14 protein-coding genes are annotated in these 12,665 nt (G+C 60.8%); all 14 read left to right on the top strand.

Features of this window, described 5'->3' with window-relative positions; genetic code table 11:
- The first annotated feature begins 1 nt into the window (after window position 1).
- Window positions 2-424, top strand: a complete 423-nt coding sequence (locus tag RCH09_RS04195; protein WP_326939791.1) for an HIT family protein — start codon at window positions 2-4, stop codon at window positions 422-424.
- A gap of 19 nt (window positions 425-443) precedes the next feature.
- Window positions 444-881 carry a DUF971 domain-containing protein gene (locus tag RCH09_RS04190; RefSeq protein ID WP_326939790.1) on the top strand — a complete coding sequence of 146 codons (438 nt, stop codon included), beginning with the start codon at window positions 444-446 and terminating at the stop codon, window positions 879-881.
- A gap of 19 nt (window positions 882-900) precedes the next feature.
- Entirely contained in the window at window positions 901-1,635 is a 735-nt protein-coding gene (gene ubiE / locus RCH09_RS04185; protein WP_326939789.1) for a bifunctional demethylmenaquinone methyltransferase/2-methoxy-6-polyprenyl-1,4-benzoquinol methylase UbiE, read from the top strand.
- A gap of 10 nt (window positions 1,636-1,645) precedes the next feature.
- Window positions 1,646-2,551, top strand: coding sequence for a Tim44 domain-containing protein (locus RCH09_RS04180; protein WP_326939788.1), 906 nt, complete (start codon window positions 1,646-1,648; stop codon window positions 2,549-2,551).
- 90 nt (window positions 2,552-2,641) lie between these two features.
- On the top strand, window positions 2,642-3,235 hold the full coding sequence (locus tag RCH09_RS04175; RefSeq protein ID WP_326939787.1) for a ubiquinone biosynthesis accessory factor UbiJ: 594 nt from the start codon (window positions 2,642-2,644) through the stop codon (window positions 3,233-3,235).
- Window positions 3,232-4,803 carry a ubiquinone biosynthesis regulatory protein kinase UbiB gene (gene ubiB / locus RCH09_RS04170; protein ID WP_326939786.1) on the top strand — a complete coding sequence of 524 codons (1,572 nt, stop codon included), beginning with the start codon at window positions 3,232-3,234 and terminating at the stop codon, window positions 4,801-4,803. The genes RCH09_RS04175 and ubiB overlap by 4 nt, the downstream gene beginning before the upstream one ends.
- A gap of 2 nt (window positions 4,804-4,805) precedes the next feature.
- Window positions 4,806-5,414: a methyltransferase domain-containing protein gene (locus RCH09_RS04165; protein ID WP_326939785.1), complete on the top strand. Its 609-nt coding sequence runs from the start codon at window positions 4,806-4,808 to the stop codon at window positions 5,412-5,414.
- 309 nt (window positions 5,415-5,723) lie between these two features.
- A complete protein-coding gene (locus tag RCH09_RS04160) occupies window positions 5,724-7,160 on the top strand; it encodes a sodium:solute symporter family protein (RefSeq protein WP_326939784.1) in 1,437 nt (478 codons plus the stop codon).
- Between the two features lie 105 nt (window positions 7,161-7,265).
- Window positions 7,266-7,604, top strand: coding sequence for an FmdB family zinc ribbon protein (locus RCH09_RS04155; protein WP_326939783.1), 339 nt, complete (start codon window positions 7,266-7,268; stop codon window positions 7,602-7,604).
- Window positions 7,605-7,648: 44 nt separating this feature from the next.
- Window positions 7,649-8,284, top strand: coding sequence for a DUF502 domain-containing protein (locus tag RCH09_RS04150; RefSeq protein ID WP_326939782.1), 636 nt, complete (start codon window positions 7,649-7,651; stop codon window positions 8,282-8,284).
- 51 nt (window positions 8,285-8,335) lie between these two features.
- Window positions 8,336-10,141 carry an aspartate--tRNA ligase gene (gene aspS, locus RCH09_RS04145; protein ID WP_326939781.1) on the top strand — a complete coding sequence of 602 codons (1,806 nt, stop codon included), beginning with the start codon at window positions 8,336-8,338 and terminating at the stop codon, window positions 10,139-10,141.
- A 75-nt stretch (window positions 10,142-10,216) separates the two neighbouring features.
- On the top strand, window positions 10,217-10,684 hold the full coding sequence (gene nudB, locus RCH09_RS04140; RefSeq protein ID WP_326939780.1) for a dihydroneopterin triphosphate diphosphatase: 468 nt from the start codon (window positions 10,217-10,219) through the stop codon (window positions 10,682-10,684).
- 12 nt (window positions 10,685-10,696) lie between these two features.
- Window positions 10,697-11,491: an endonuclease/exonuclease/phosphatase family protein gene (locus tag RCH09_RS04135; RefSeq protein WP_326939779.1), complete on the top strand. Its 795-nt coding sequence runs from the start codon at window positions 10,697-10,699 to the stop codon at window positions 11,489-11,491.
- A 10-nt stretch (window positions 11,492-11,501) separates the two neighbouring features.
- A complete protein-coding gene (locus tag RCH09_RS04130; protein WP_326939778.1) occupies window positions 11,502-12,665 on the top strand; it encodes a phospholipase D-like domain-containing protein in 1,164 nt (387 codons plus the stop codon).

Genomic DNA, 12,665 nt, shown 5'->3' with positions numbered 1-12,665 from the left:
CATGGACGCCTGCGAATTGTGCCGGCTCGATGGCGGTGAGGTCGTCGTGCGCACCGCGCAGTTGCGGATCGTGCTGGTTGACGATGCGCAGTATCCGGGCTTTTGCCGGGTGATCTGGAACACGCATCTGGCCGAGATGACCGATCTGGTTCCGGCCGAACGCAGCACCTTGATGGCCGCCGTGTGCAAGGTCGAAGCAACGTTGCGCGAGGTGATGGCGCCACACAAGGTGAATCTGGCCAGCCTCGGCAACATGGTGCCGCATCTGCATTGGCATGTCATCCCGCGCTTTACCGACGATGCACATTTCCCGGCGCCGATCTGGGCAGCGGTGGTCCGGGTGACGCCAGCGCAGGCATTGGCCGAGCGGCTGGCGCTGTTGCCGGCACTGCGCACTGCGTTGCTGCGCAACTTCAACGTATGAATTTTCCGGAACACTTATCATGACAGGCTCCAAACAATCCGCTCCCAAGGTCAGTCCGACCGCACTGACGGTGCATCGCAAATCGCGCACACTCGAAATTACCTTCGACGATGGCAAGACATTTTCGCTGCCGTTCGAGCTGCTGCGGGTGTATTCGCCATCGGCCGAAGTACGCGGTCATGGCCCTGGGCAGGAGACCCTGCAAACCGGCAAGCGGGATGTCGACATGACCGCGCTCGAGCCGGTCGGCAACTATGCCGTGCAGCCGCACTTTTCGGACGCGCACGATACCGGCATCTTTTCCTGGGATTACCTGCACTGGCTGGGCGAAAGCGAAGCCACGCTCTGGTCGGATTATCTTGCGCGGCTGCAGGCGGCCGGCTACCAGGGCGACACGGGGCGCGATGCAGTGGCGCCCATGGCAGCAACAGGCAAGAGCTGCGGCCACAACCATTGAACGATCAGACGAGCAATCCATGACCAATACCACCCATTTCGGCTACCAGACCGTCGACGAGCAGGACAAGGTGCACAAGGTGGCCGAGGTGTTTCACTCGGTCGCCGCCAAATACGATGTGATGAACGATGTGATGTCGGCCGGCCTGCACCGGATCTGGAAGGCCTTCACGATCGCGCAGGCGGCGATCCGGCCCGGCTTCAAGGTGCTCGACATCGCGGGCGGCACCGGTGACCTGGCCAAGGCCTTCGCGGCCAAGGCCGGCCCCGGCGGTGAAGTCTGGTTGACCGACATCAATGAGTCGATGTTGCGGGTCGGACGTGACCGCCTCTTGAACAATGGCCTGATCACCCCAACCTTGCTCTGTGACGCCGAGCGTCTGCCGTTTCCCGATAATTACTTTGATCGGGTCAGCGTGGCGTTCGGGTTGCGCAACATGACGCACAAGGACGCCGCGTTGGCGGAAATGCATCGTGTGCTCAAGCCCGGTGGTAAAGTGCTGGTGCTCGAATTTTCCAAGGTGGCGGCGGTGCTGAAGAAGCCATATGACGTGTATTCGTTTTCGGTACTGCCCTGGCTGGGCCAGCGCATTGCCGGTGACGCCGACAGCTATCGTTATCTGGCCGAATCGATCCGCATGCATCCCGACCAGGAAACGCTCAAGACCATGATGCAAGACGCCGGTTTTGGTCGCGTCGACTATTTCAATCTCACGGCAGGTGTGGCCGCTCTCCACACCGGTGTCAAATTTTAGGAGTGCCCGCATGAAAAAGTATTTGTTTGTACTGATGATGGCGATCAGCGCGATGGCGCTGGTGGCAACCGATGCTGACGCCCGTCGTCTCGGCGGCGGTGGTTCGTTTGGCAAGCAATCGCAGAACCTGAGCCGGCCGGCGCCAAGCCAGCCTGCGCAATCGGGCAGCCAGGCGCGTCCGGCCGCTCCGGCTGCAGCGCCGCAAGGCGTGCCACCGAAGCCGGCCAGTCCTTGGCGCGGCATGCTGGGCGGCGCGTTGCTGGGGCTGGGCGCAGGCGCCTTGCTGTCGCACTTCGGCATGGGTGGCGCAATGGGCGGCATGTTCGGCTCGCTGCTGATGTTCGGCCTGCTCGCCGCTGCGGTGTTCTTCATCGTTCGCATGTTCCGTCGCAAGAGCCCGGACAACGGCAACAAGCCGAGCTTTGCCGGCGCCTACGAATCGAACAACGCCAGCTACACCCCGGAAATCGGTTCACGCATCGAGCCGGCAGCGCTGCAGTCCGCCGCGCCGGTCGGTGGCGCCCAGGCACTGCCATGGGGCGTGCCGGCTGATTTCGACGTGCCGGGTTTCCTGCGCAACGCCAAGACTTACTTCATCCGTCTGCAAGCGGCGTGGGACAAGGCTGATATCAACGATATCCGTGAATTTACCTCGTCCGAGATGTTTGGCGAATTGCGCCTGCAAATTCAGGAACGTGGCGCCTCGGCCAACAATACCGATGTGGTTACGCTGGACGCGGAGCTGGTTGGTGTCGAAAGCGTCGGCAACGACTATCTGGCCAGCGTCAAGTTCTCCGGCATGATCAAGGAGTCCGATGCAGAGCCGGCCGCGCCATTCAAGGAAGTCTGGAATCTGTCGAAACCGATCAGCGGCTCGGGCGGCTGGATCCTCGCCGGCATTCAGCAGCTGCCTTGATTGCCTGATGCTGGAGGTTGATTGAAATTACTTCCAGCAAACTGATAAACTGAAAACCGCCTGTGTATTGTCACGGGCGGTTTTTTTATGATGATGACATTCTCCCCACTCCCCCCTGTTCTACCTGCTGCAATCAATCATCTCCTCGCGCCGGAGGCGTGGGCGCGCGCCAGGCTGATCGGCCACAGCGGCAAGATTGCGCGCTTCGATCTTGGTGTGGTCGCGTTTGCGGTGCAGGTCGAGCCCGATGGCCTGGTACGCAACGCTGATGCCGAGACCCCGCCGCAGGTGACGATCCGGATCAATCCGGCCCAGTTGCCGTTGATCCTGCAAAACCGCGAACGCGCATTTTCGTATGTGACGATCGAAGGCGACGCCGATTTTGCCAATACGATTTCACAACTGAGCCAATCGCTGCGCTGGGATGCCGAGGCGGATCTGGCCCGGATCGTCGGCGCCATCGCTGCGGTGCGGCTGGTGGCTGGCGCAAAAGCGGTGAAGGAGACCATCACCTCCACCGGCCAGAAGCTGGCCGAAACTGCCGCCGAATATTTTCTGGAAGAGAATCCCATGTTGAAACGTCCCCAGTCGGTGCGCGATTTCGCCACCGATGTGGCGCGCCTGCGTGACGATGTCGAGCGCATGGCAAAGCGGGTAGAGCGCCTGAAGGGCAAATTGCAATGATCTTCAAATTCCTGCGTTTATTAAAGATCGCCCGGGTCGCCATCAAGTACGGTCTCGATGACATTGCGATGTCGGGCCTGGCGATCCCGCGCGTTGCCAAGCTGATCGATACCCTGATTTTCTGGCGCGATATTTCGGCGCCGCGTGGCGAACGGTTGCGTCGCGCACTCGAAGAGCTGGGACCGATCTTTGTCAAATTCGGCCAGGTGCTGTCGACCCGGCGCGATTTGATGCCGGCCGATATTGCCGACGAACTGGCGCGCCTGCAGGACCGCGTGCCGCCGTTCGATTCGGCGCTGGCAATTGCCCAGATCACCAAATCGCTGGGAGCGCATCCGTCGCAACTGTTTGCCAGTTTCGAGGATGTGCCGATCGCATCGGCCTCGATCGCCCAGGTGCACTTTGCCGTGCTCAAGGATGGTCGCGAAGTCGCCGTGAAGGTACTGCGGCCGGGCATGAAGAAATCGATTGATGAAGATGTCGCGCTGATGCATCTGGCTGCGGAGTGGGTTGAGCGCCTGTGGGCCGATGGCAAGCGGCTCAAGCCGCGCGAAGTGGTCGGCGAGTTCGACAAGTACCTGCATGATGAGCTGGACCTGATGCGCGAGGCCGCCAACGGCAGCCAGCTGCGGCGCAATTTTGCCGACTCGACATTGCTGATGGTGCCGGAGATGATGTGGGACTACTGCTCCTCGTCGGTGATCGTGATGGAGCGCATGAAGGGCATTCCGATCTCGCAGATCGACCGGCTGGTGGCCGCCGGCGTCGACATGAAGAAACTCTCCAGCGACGGCGTGGAGATTTTCTTCACCCAGGTATTCCGGGACGGATTTTTTCACGCCGACATGCATCCCGGGAATATCCTGGTGTCGATCGAGCCCGCCACGTTCGGGCGCTACATTGCCCTGGATTTCGGCATCGTCGGCACCCTGACCGATTTCGACAAGGACTATCTGTCGCAGAACTTTCTGGCGTTTTTCCGGCGCGACTACAAGCGCGTCGCCGAAGCCCATATCGAATCCGGCTGGGCCCCCAAGGAAACCCGGGTGGATGAACTGGAATCGGCGGTACGGGCATGCTGCGAGCCGATCTTCGATCGTCCGTTGAAGGACATTTCGTTCGGCCAGATTTTGCTGCGGCTGTTTCAGACCTCGCGTCGCTTCAATGTCGAAGTGCAACCGCAACTGGTGCTGCTGCAAAAGACCCTGCTCAACATCGAAGGTCTCGGACGTCAGCTCGACCCCGATCTCGATCTCTGGAAAACCGCCAAGCCCTACCTCGAAAACTGGATGCAGGAGCAGATCGGCTGGCACGGCCTGATCGACCGGCTCAAATCGGAAGCGCCGCATTTCAACAAGCTGCTGCCGCAATTGCCGCGCCTCGCACATCAGGCCCTGCTGCAGGCCGGCCAGCCGCGCAACGACAACAAGGAACTGCTGGTCGCGTTACTGGCGGAGCAGCGGCGCACCAACATGCTGCTCGGCACCGTCGCGTATTTTGGCATCGGATTGCTGGCGGGTTTGCTGCTCATGCGCTTCGTCGGACGCTGGTTACCCTGGTCTTTCTGAATATGCCCGGCCCACATTTCGCGCGGCGCGATCCGAATGATCCGGCTTTCTGGGACGAGCGCTTCACACAGCGTTTCATGCCGTGGGACCAAGGGGGCGTGCCACCCATGCTGGCGCGTTTTGTGGCGGACGCGCCGACGCCGCTGGTGACCTTGATTCCGGGCTGCGGTCTTGGGCACGAGGTGCGGCATCTGGCGCTGGCGCAGTGGGATGTCACCGCCATCGATTTCTCACCCGCTGCCGTGGCGTCAGCGCACCTCGCGCTGCATGAGTTCGCCGGCCATGTACAGCAGGCGGACTTCTTCACATTCCAGCCCGAACGGCCGCTCGGGTTCATTTACGAGCGTGCATTTTTGTGCGCGCTGCCGCGTGAACGCTGGCCAGCGGTCGCAGCGCGCTGGGCCGAACTGCTGCCGGCCGGCGCCCTGCTGGGTGGCTTTTTCTTCTTTGACGATGCCCCGAAAGGCCCGCCATTCGGGGCCGGGCCGGACGATATCGCCGCGCTGCTGCGGACGGCCTTTGTGCTGGAGGAAGACGTCGCGGTCGAACAGTCGATTGCCGTGTTCGCCGGCAAGGAGCGCTGGCAGCTCTGGCGTCGGCGCAACGACTGACCCGGTTTTCGCGAGAAATCCGCGGTTCTGGAAGATTCGCCAATCGAACGCTATTTTTAAAAGACACCTGTGGCAGGCATCGTGAAGCACCCCTTTGCGCGGAAACGCGTGACTGAAATAAGACAACACCAGCCCGGTCGACGATTTCTGGACCGTCCGGGCGTGTCCTTTGTCAAAATCAGTAGTGCGGCCAGGCCGGTACCCGACACCTGACGACCATTTTTCTAAAAACATAATCGATGCCGTTATAATCGCGCGATCGATTTTTATGCGTGTCTTTTTGCAACTATTGCCGCCGAAGGAGCTGCCATGAATGCCCTGATCTGGTTCGTCATTCTTTACTGGGTAATTTCGGTGGGCATTGGGTTGTATGCCGCGCGATTCGTCAAAGGCTCGAAAGACTACGCCGTGGCCGGCCGGTCGCTGCCGATGTACGTGGTCACCGCCACCGTGTTTGCCACCTGGTTTGGCTCCGAAACCGTGCTCGGCATTTCCTCTACCTTCGTCAAGGACGGCCTGCGCGGCGTCGTCGCCGATCCGTTTGGTTCGTCGCTGTGCCTGATTCTGGTCGGGCTGTTCTTTGCGCGGCCGTTGTACCGCATGAATCTGCTGACCATCGGCGACTTCTATCGCAACAAGTTCGGTCGCGCCGTTGAAGTGATGGTGACGCTGTGCATCGTGGTGTCGTATCTGGGCTGGGTGGCGGCGCAGATCAAGGCGCTCGGACTGGTCTTCAACGTGGTGTCCGGCGGTTATATTCCGATGGATGTGGGCATGATCGTCGGCGCGGCCAGCGTGCTGATCTACACGCTCATGGGTGGCATGTGGTCGGTCGCGATCACCGATTTTCTGCAGATGATCATCATCGTCATTGGCATGTTGTACATCGGCTGGGAAGTCTCGGGCATGGTTGGCGGCGCGCAGGTGGTGGTGGCGCATGCCGCCACTGCCGGAAAACTCGATTTCTGGCCGGCTGCGACCAATCGCGACATGTTGTGGTTCGGCGCGGCCTGGCTGACCATGATGCTGGGCTCGATTCCGCAACAGGATGTGTTCCAGCGCGTGGCCTCGGCCAGTTCCGAAAAAATCGCCGGACGGGCCTCGATACTGGGCGGCACGCTGTACTTCTGCTTTGCCTTCATCCCGATGTTCCTTGCCTATTCCGCCACCCTGATCGACCCGAACATGGTGGCTGGCCTGATCGACAAGGACCCGCAACTGATCCTGCCCACCCTGATCATGACCAAAGTGCCGCTGTTCGCCCAGATCATGTTCTTCGGAGCGCTGCTGTCGGCGATCAAGAGTTGCGCCAGCGCGACCTTGCTGGCGCCATCGATTTCCTTCACAGAAAATATTCTGAAGGGGCTGCTGCCGGTCCAGACCGACAAGCAATTCCTGTTCGGCATGCGCTGCGTGGTGCTGGTGTTCACCGTGATTGTCACGGGGTTTGCGTTGCACACCGAGTCGAGCATCTACAAGATGGTTGAGAACGCCTACAAGATCACGCTGGTGGCCGCTTTTGTGCCGCTGGCATTTGGCCTGTACTGGAAGCCGGCGACGCGCCAGGGTGCGCTGGCAGCGATTTTGCTGGGGCTGGGGTCATGGGTGTTGCTGGAGGTGTTCGCTCCGGAGGGCTTCTGGCCGCCGCAGCTGGTGGGCCTGCTCGTGAGTCTGGCCGGCATGCTGGCCGGTTCGCTGATGCCGCAGCTGGTGCGCGCTCCACTGCAGCAGGTTGAGAACGCCTGACAAAAATATCCGCAAAGGCACCGGGGCAGCGGCCACGCGGGTCTAAATTCCCCACGAAAAGCTTTATAATCCAAGGCTTTGAACGCAATTGCGGGGAATTTTTTCATGCCGATTTACGCGTACCGCTGCGAAGCGTGTGGTTTTGCCAAAGATGCTCTCCAGAAGATATCGGATCCACAACTCACGGAGTGCCCAAGTTGTGGCAAGTCCACATTCAAGAAACAATTGACCGCGGCCGGGTTCCAGCTCAAGGGCACCGGCTGGTACGCGACCGACTTTCGCGGTGGCGCCGGTGCCAGTGCGCCGCCGGTGACGCCGGTCGAGTCTGCCGCCAAAAGCGGCGAGTCCGCAGCCACGCCCGCGCCGGCTGCGACAACGTCATCCGCGCCATCAACGCCGTCAGCGCCAGCAAAATCTGATGGCGGCACGTCATCGGCAACCTGATTTCTCCCGCCGCGCCGCGCACGCAGCAGCAAGGATTGAACAACATGCTTCGCAAATATTTTGTAACCGGACTATTGATTCTGGTGCCGTTGGCGATCACCCTGTGGGTGGTCAACCTGATCGTTGGCACCATGGATCAGTCGCTGCTGCTGTTGCCTGGAAACTGGCGGCCGAAAGCCCTGTTCGGCTTTGATATTCCAGGGCTGGGGTCTATTCTGACCTTGTTGATCATTCTGGTCACCGGCATTGCAACGCGCAATTTTGTCGGCAATCGGGTGGTGCAGTGGTGGGAGCTGATCCTCAAGCGCATTCCGGTCGTGAACTCGATCTACTCGAGCGTAAAACAGGTGTCGGATACGCTGCTGTCGTCGTCGGGCAATGCGTTTCGCAAGGCGGTGCTGGTCGAGTACCCGCGGCGCGATTGCTGGACCATTGCGTTCCTGACCGGCACGCCCGGCGGCGACGTCAAGAACCATCTGGTGGGCGACTTCATCAGCATCTACGTTCCGACCACGCCCAACCCGACCTCCGGATTCTTTCTGATGGTGCCGCGCGCCGAGACGATTGAACTCGACATGACGGTGGACGCGGCCCTGAAATATATTGTCTCGATGGGTGTGGTCGCGCCCGAACACTTCCCCAAGAAAATGATCATTGATCCGAGCAGGAACGGTCTTTGATTTTGCGGCACCGAATAGCCATTTACTGATTACTGATTACGGAAACTGAACATGTCCATGCGAACCCATTATTGCGGCCTCACTACCGAAGCCCTGCTCGGCCAAACCGTCAGCCTGTGCGGCTGGGTGCACCGCCGGCGCGATCACGGTGGCGTGATTTTCATTGATTTGCGCGATCGCGAAGGTCTGGTGCAGGTAGTCTGCAATCCGGAACAGGCCGAGGTGTTCGCCACGGCGGAAGTCGTGCGCAACGAATTCTGCATGCGCGTGACCGGCGTCGTCCGTCCGCGCCCGGACGGTACCGTCAACAGCAATCTGCCATCCGGCAAGATCGAAGTCCTGTGCGAAAAGCTGGAGGTCCTCAACCCGTCGGTCACGCCGCCATTTCAACTGGATGACGACAACCTGTCCGAGACAACCCGCCTGACCCATCGCGTGCTGGATCTGCGTCGTCCGCAAATGCAAAGCAACCTGCGCCTGCGTTACAAGGTGACGATGGAAGTGCGCAAGTTCCTCGACCAGCATGGTTTCATCGACATCGAAACCCCGATGCTGACCAAATCGACGCCGGAAGGTGCGCGTGACTACCTGGTGCCGTCGCGCGTCAATGCCGGCCAGTTCTTTGCGCTGCCGCAATCGCCGCAATTGTTCAAGCAACTGCTGATGGTGGCCAACTTCGACCGCTACTACCAGATCGTCAAATGCTTCCGCGACGAAGACCTGCGCGCCGACCGCCAGCCGGAATTCACCCAGATCGATTGCGAAACCTCGTTCATGAATGAGCAGGAAATCCGCGACCTGTTCGAGGAAATGCTGCGGCTGGTGTTCAAGAATGCGCTGGATATTTCACTGCCGAACCCGTTCCCGGTCATGGAGTACGCCGAGGCGATGGGCCTGTACGGTTCCGACAAGCCGGACATGCGCGTCAAGCTGGCCTTCACCGACCTGACCGAAGTCATGAAGGACGTCGATTTCAAGGTGTTCTCGGGTGCCGCCAACATGGTCGGCGGCCGCGTGGTCGGCTTGCGCGTGCCGGGCGGCGGCGCCATGCCGCGCTCGGAAATCGATGCGTACACCCAGTTCGTCGCTATCTACGGCGCCAGAGGCCTGGCCTATATCAAGGTCAATGAAATCGCCAAGGGCCGCGAGGGCCTGCAATCGCCGATCGTCAAGAACCTGCACGACACGGCATTGACGCAGATTCTGCAACTGACCGGTGCGCAGGACGGTGATCTGATTTTCTTCGGCGCCGACAAGGCCAAGGTCGTCAACGATGCCATCGGCGCCCTGCGCGTGAAGATCGGTCATTCGGAATTCGGCAAGAAGGCCGGCCTGTTCGACGATGTCTGGAAGCCGCTGTGGGTGGTCGATTTCCCGATGTTCGAATACGACGAAGAAGGCGACCGCTGGCATGCCGCGCATCATCCGTTCACGGCGCCGAAAGACGGCCATGAAGACTTCCTCGAAACCGATCCGGGCAAGTGCATCGCCAAGGCCTACGACATGGTCTTGAATGGCTGGGAACTGGGTGGCGGATCAATCCGTATTCACCGCGCAGACGTCCAGAGCAAGGTGTTCCGTGCCATGAAGATCGATGCCGAAGAAGCCCAGCTGAAGTTCGGTTTCCTGCTCGACGCCTTGCAGTACGGCGCGCCACCGCATGGCGGGCTGGCGTTCGGTCTGGATCGTATCGTCACCATGATGACGGGCGCCGATTCGATTCGCGACGTGATCGCCTTTCCGAAAACCCAGCGTGCCCAGTGTCTGCTGACGCAGGCGCCATCAGCCGTCGATGAAAAGCAGTTGCGTGAACTGCATATCCGCTTGCGCGCTGCCGAGCCGTCGATCAAGGGTTGATCCGGAGCCTGCCAGCTTTCAGGGCATAATCCGGAGGCGCGAATTTTCGCGCCTTTTTTATTGCGCACAGCTTCCATGACCCCTACCTTCAAGATTCCCGAGTCCGTCCTGGTCGTCATTTACACCGAAGCCCTTGAAGTACTGCTCATCGAGCGCGCCGACCAGCCCGGTTTCTGGCAATCCGTGACCGGCTCCAAGGACACTGCGGAGGAGGCGCTGAGCACCACCGCCGCGCGCGAAGTTTTCGAGGAGACCGGCATCCGGATCGATGACGTGACGCGCCCGACGCCGCGCGACCTGCACGACTGGCAGTTGGCGAATGACTACGAGATCTATCCGGTCTGGCGTCATCGTTATGCGCCCGGCGTGACGCGCAACACCGAGCACGTGTTTGGCCTGCTGGTACCGCGCGATATCGCCATCACTCTGTCGCCTCGCGAACATACAGCGCATGTCTGGCTGCCGTATCATCGGGCCGCAGACCAATGTTTTTCCCCATCGAATGCCGAGGCAATCCTGCAGTTGCCGATGCGCCTTGCCTAATTCATAGCCACCATGAAAATCCGTATTGCCACCTACAATATTCACAAGGGCGTCTCGTCGTTCGGCAGCCGCTCGCGCATTGTCGCGCTGAAGCAGGCACTGGCCGCGATGGAGGCGGAAGTCATTTTCTTGCAGGAAGTGCAGGGACAGCATGACCGTCTCGCCACGCGCCATGCGACGCATTGGCCGGGCGGCGCGCAACACGAATTCCTGGCCGGCGATTCGCATCAGGCCGCCTACGGCATGAATGCGGTGTATGACCACGGTCATCACGGCAACGCCTTGCTCAGTTGCTACCCGATCCTGTCATCCCGCAATCAGGATGTGTCCGACCATGCGTACGAGGCGCGTGGCATCCTGCATTGCGTGATTGAAAACGAGGGTGTCGAGGTGCATTGCTACGTGGTTCACCTCGGCCTGTTCGCCGGCGGCCGGCGCCGTCAGACCGATGCCTTGATCGAGGCCGTCACGCATTCCGCACCGCCGGGTGCGCCTGTCATCATCGCCGGCGATTTCAATGACTGGGGCAACCGACTCAGCGAAGTCCTGCGCTCCCGCCTGGGCGTGACCGAAGTATTCGATGCGCAGACCCCAAAGCTCACCATGAGCAGTCTGCTGCGACGTTTGCGTGGCGCTCCGGTCAAGATCCAGCCGGCCAAGACCTTCCCGGCGGCGATGCCATTTCTGCGGCTGGACCGGATCTACGTGCGCGGTTTTCGGGTCGACTCGGCCGCGGTCCTGCACGGCGCGCTGTGGGCAAAGCTGTCCGACCATGCGCCATTGATTGCGACGCTGGAACTGCTTTGAGCGCTCGCCAATGCGCGCAGTAAGCTTCGTCGCCGACACCCAGTTGCGCCTGCTGCGTGGCGGCGCGGATTTTTTCCCTGCGCTGATCGCCGCGTTCGATGCCGCCACCGTCGAGATTCATCTCGAAACCTATATTTTTTCCGACGACGCCACCGGCGAACTGGTCAAGGCGGCGCTGATGCGTGCCGCCAGTCGCGGTGTGATCGTCTACGTGATCACCGACTGGATCGGCACCGGCCGCGCGCAGTCGGCCCGGCTGCACATGGCGCTGATGTCGCTCGGTGTGCATCACCGCAGTTTCAATCCGTGGTTCCGGCGCGGACTGGCACGTACCCATCGCAAGATTTGCGTGGTGGATGGACATGTCGCCTTCGTCGGCGGCCTGAACATCAATGACGACATGATTTCCGACGACGACGGGCACCAGCCCTTGCCGGCGCCGCGCTGGGATTTCGCCGTGGAGATCCACGGCGCGCTGGTGACCACGATTCATCAGGAGGCCGAGGCGCAATGGTTGCGGCTGGGCAGTCTGAAACTGAAAACGCGCTGGGAACTGTTCCGCGAATCGCGCAGCAAACGGCATTCCGACGGCGGCACCCGTGCGCTGGCCGGACTGGTCATGCGCGATAACCTGCGCAACCGACGCACCATTCAGCGCGCCACCATGCAGGCACTCGGCAGCGCACGCCACAGCGCGATGCTGGCGACGCCGTATTTTGCGCCGGGGCGCAGAATGCGCGACGCGCTGGTGCTGGCGGCTGAGCGCGGCGTGGAGGTGACACTGCTACTCGGGGTTGGCCAGTTTCGCATGCAGGATGCGGTGGCCCATTCGTTCTACCCGCGCCTGCTCAAAAGCGGTGTCAAGGTGATCGAATATCGCCGTACGCAATTGCACGCCAAGGTCGCGGTGGTCGACAACGACTGGAGCACGATCGGCTCCAGCAACTACGACGGCCTGAGCCTGTTCGTCAATCAGGAAGCCAACGTGGTGATCAAGGACGCCGACTTCACCACCACCCTGCGCGGCCATATCGAGCGCGCCGTGGCCGAGAGTGTGGTGATCGCACCAGAGGACTTTGCCAACATCGGTCGGCTTGAACGGATCTGGCACGGTGCGGCGTATTTCATGTACCGCGGGCTGCTGCGCATCGCGACCTTCGGGCGCTATTCCTGA

Origin of the sequence: Actimicrobium sp. GrIS 1.19 (assembly GCF_035984655.1) — a bacterium.
In the GTDB taxonomy this organism is placed as follows: domain Bacteria; phylum Pseudomonadota; class Gammaproteobacteria; order Burkholderiales; family Burkholderiaceae_D; genus Actimicrobium.
Note: the sequence above shows the minus strand (reverse complement) of the source record. Positions and strands in the feature narration are given on the sequence as shown.

What these genes read in the sequence shown, in the direction of transcription:
- RCH09_RS04155 (WP_326939783.1), top strand. Translation starts at nt 7,266, where the DNA reads ATGCCGATTTACGCGTACCGCTGCGAAGCGTGTGGTTTTGCCAAAGAT.
- ubiB (WP_326939786.1), top strand. Translation starts at nt 3,232, where the DNA reads ATGATCTTCAAATTCCTGCGTTTATTAAAGATCGCCCGGGTCGCCATC.
- RCH09_RS04195 (WP_326939791.1), top strand. Translation starts at nt 2, where the DNA reads ATGGACGCCTGCGAATTGTGCCGGCTCGATGGCGGTGAGGTCGTCGTG.
- RCH09_RS04160 (WP_326939784.1), top strand. Translation starts at nt 5,724, where the DNA reads ATGAATGCCCTGATCTGGTTCGTCATTCTTTACTGGGTAATTTCGGTG.
- RCH09_RS04190 (WP_326939790.1), top strand. Translation starts at nt 444, where the DNA reads ATGACAGGCTCCAAACAATCCGCTCCCAAGGTCAGTCCGACCGCACTG.
- RCH09_RS04130 (WP_326939778.1), top strand. Translation starts at nt 11,502, where the DNA reads ATGCGCGCAGTAAGCTTCGTCGCCGACACCCAGTTGCGCCTGCTGCGT.
- RCH09_RS04175 (WP_326939787.1), top strand. Translation starts at nt 2,642, where the DNA reads ATGATGACATTCTCCCCACTCCCCCCTGTTCTACCTGCTGCAATCAAT.
- RCH09_RS04135 (WP_326939779.1), top strand. Translation starts at nt 10,697, where the DNA reads ATGAAAATCCGTATTGCCACCTACAATATTCACAAGGGCGTCTCGTCG.
- RCH09_RS04150 (WP_326939782.1), top strand. Translation starts at nt 7,649, where the DNA reads ATGCTTCGCAAATATTTTGTAACCGGACTATTGATTCTGGTGCCGTTG.
- RCH09_RS04165 (WP_326939785.1), top strand. Translation starts at nt 4,806, where the DNA reads ATGCCCGGCCCACATTTCGCGCGGCGCGATCCGAATGATCCGGCTTTC.
- ubiE (WP_326939789.1), top strand. Translation starts at nt 901, where the DNA reads ATGACCAATACCACCCATTTCGGCTACCAGACCGTCGACGAGCAGGAC.
- nudB (WP_326939780.1), top strand. Translation starts at nt 10,217, where the DNA reads ATGACCCCTACCTTCAAGATTCCCGAGTCCGTCCTGGTCGTCATTTAC.
- aspS (WP_326939781.1), top strand. Translation starts at nt 8,336, where the DNA reads ATGTCCATGCGAACCCATTATTGCGGCCTCACTACCGAAGCCCTGCTC.
- RCH09_RS04180 (WP_326939788.1), top strand. Translation starts at nt 1,646, where the DNA reads ATGAAAAAGTATTTGTTTGTACTGATGATGGCGATCAGCGCGATGGCG.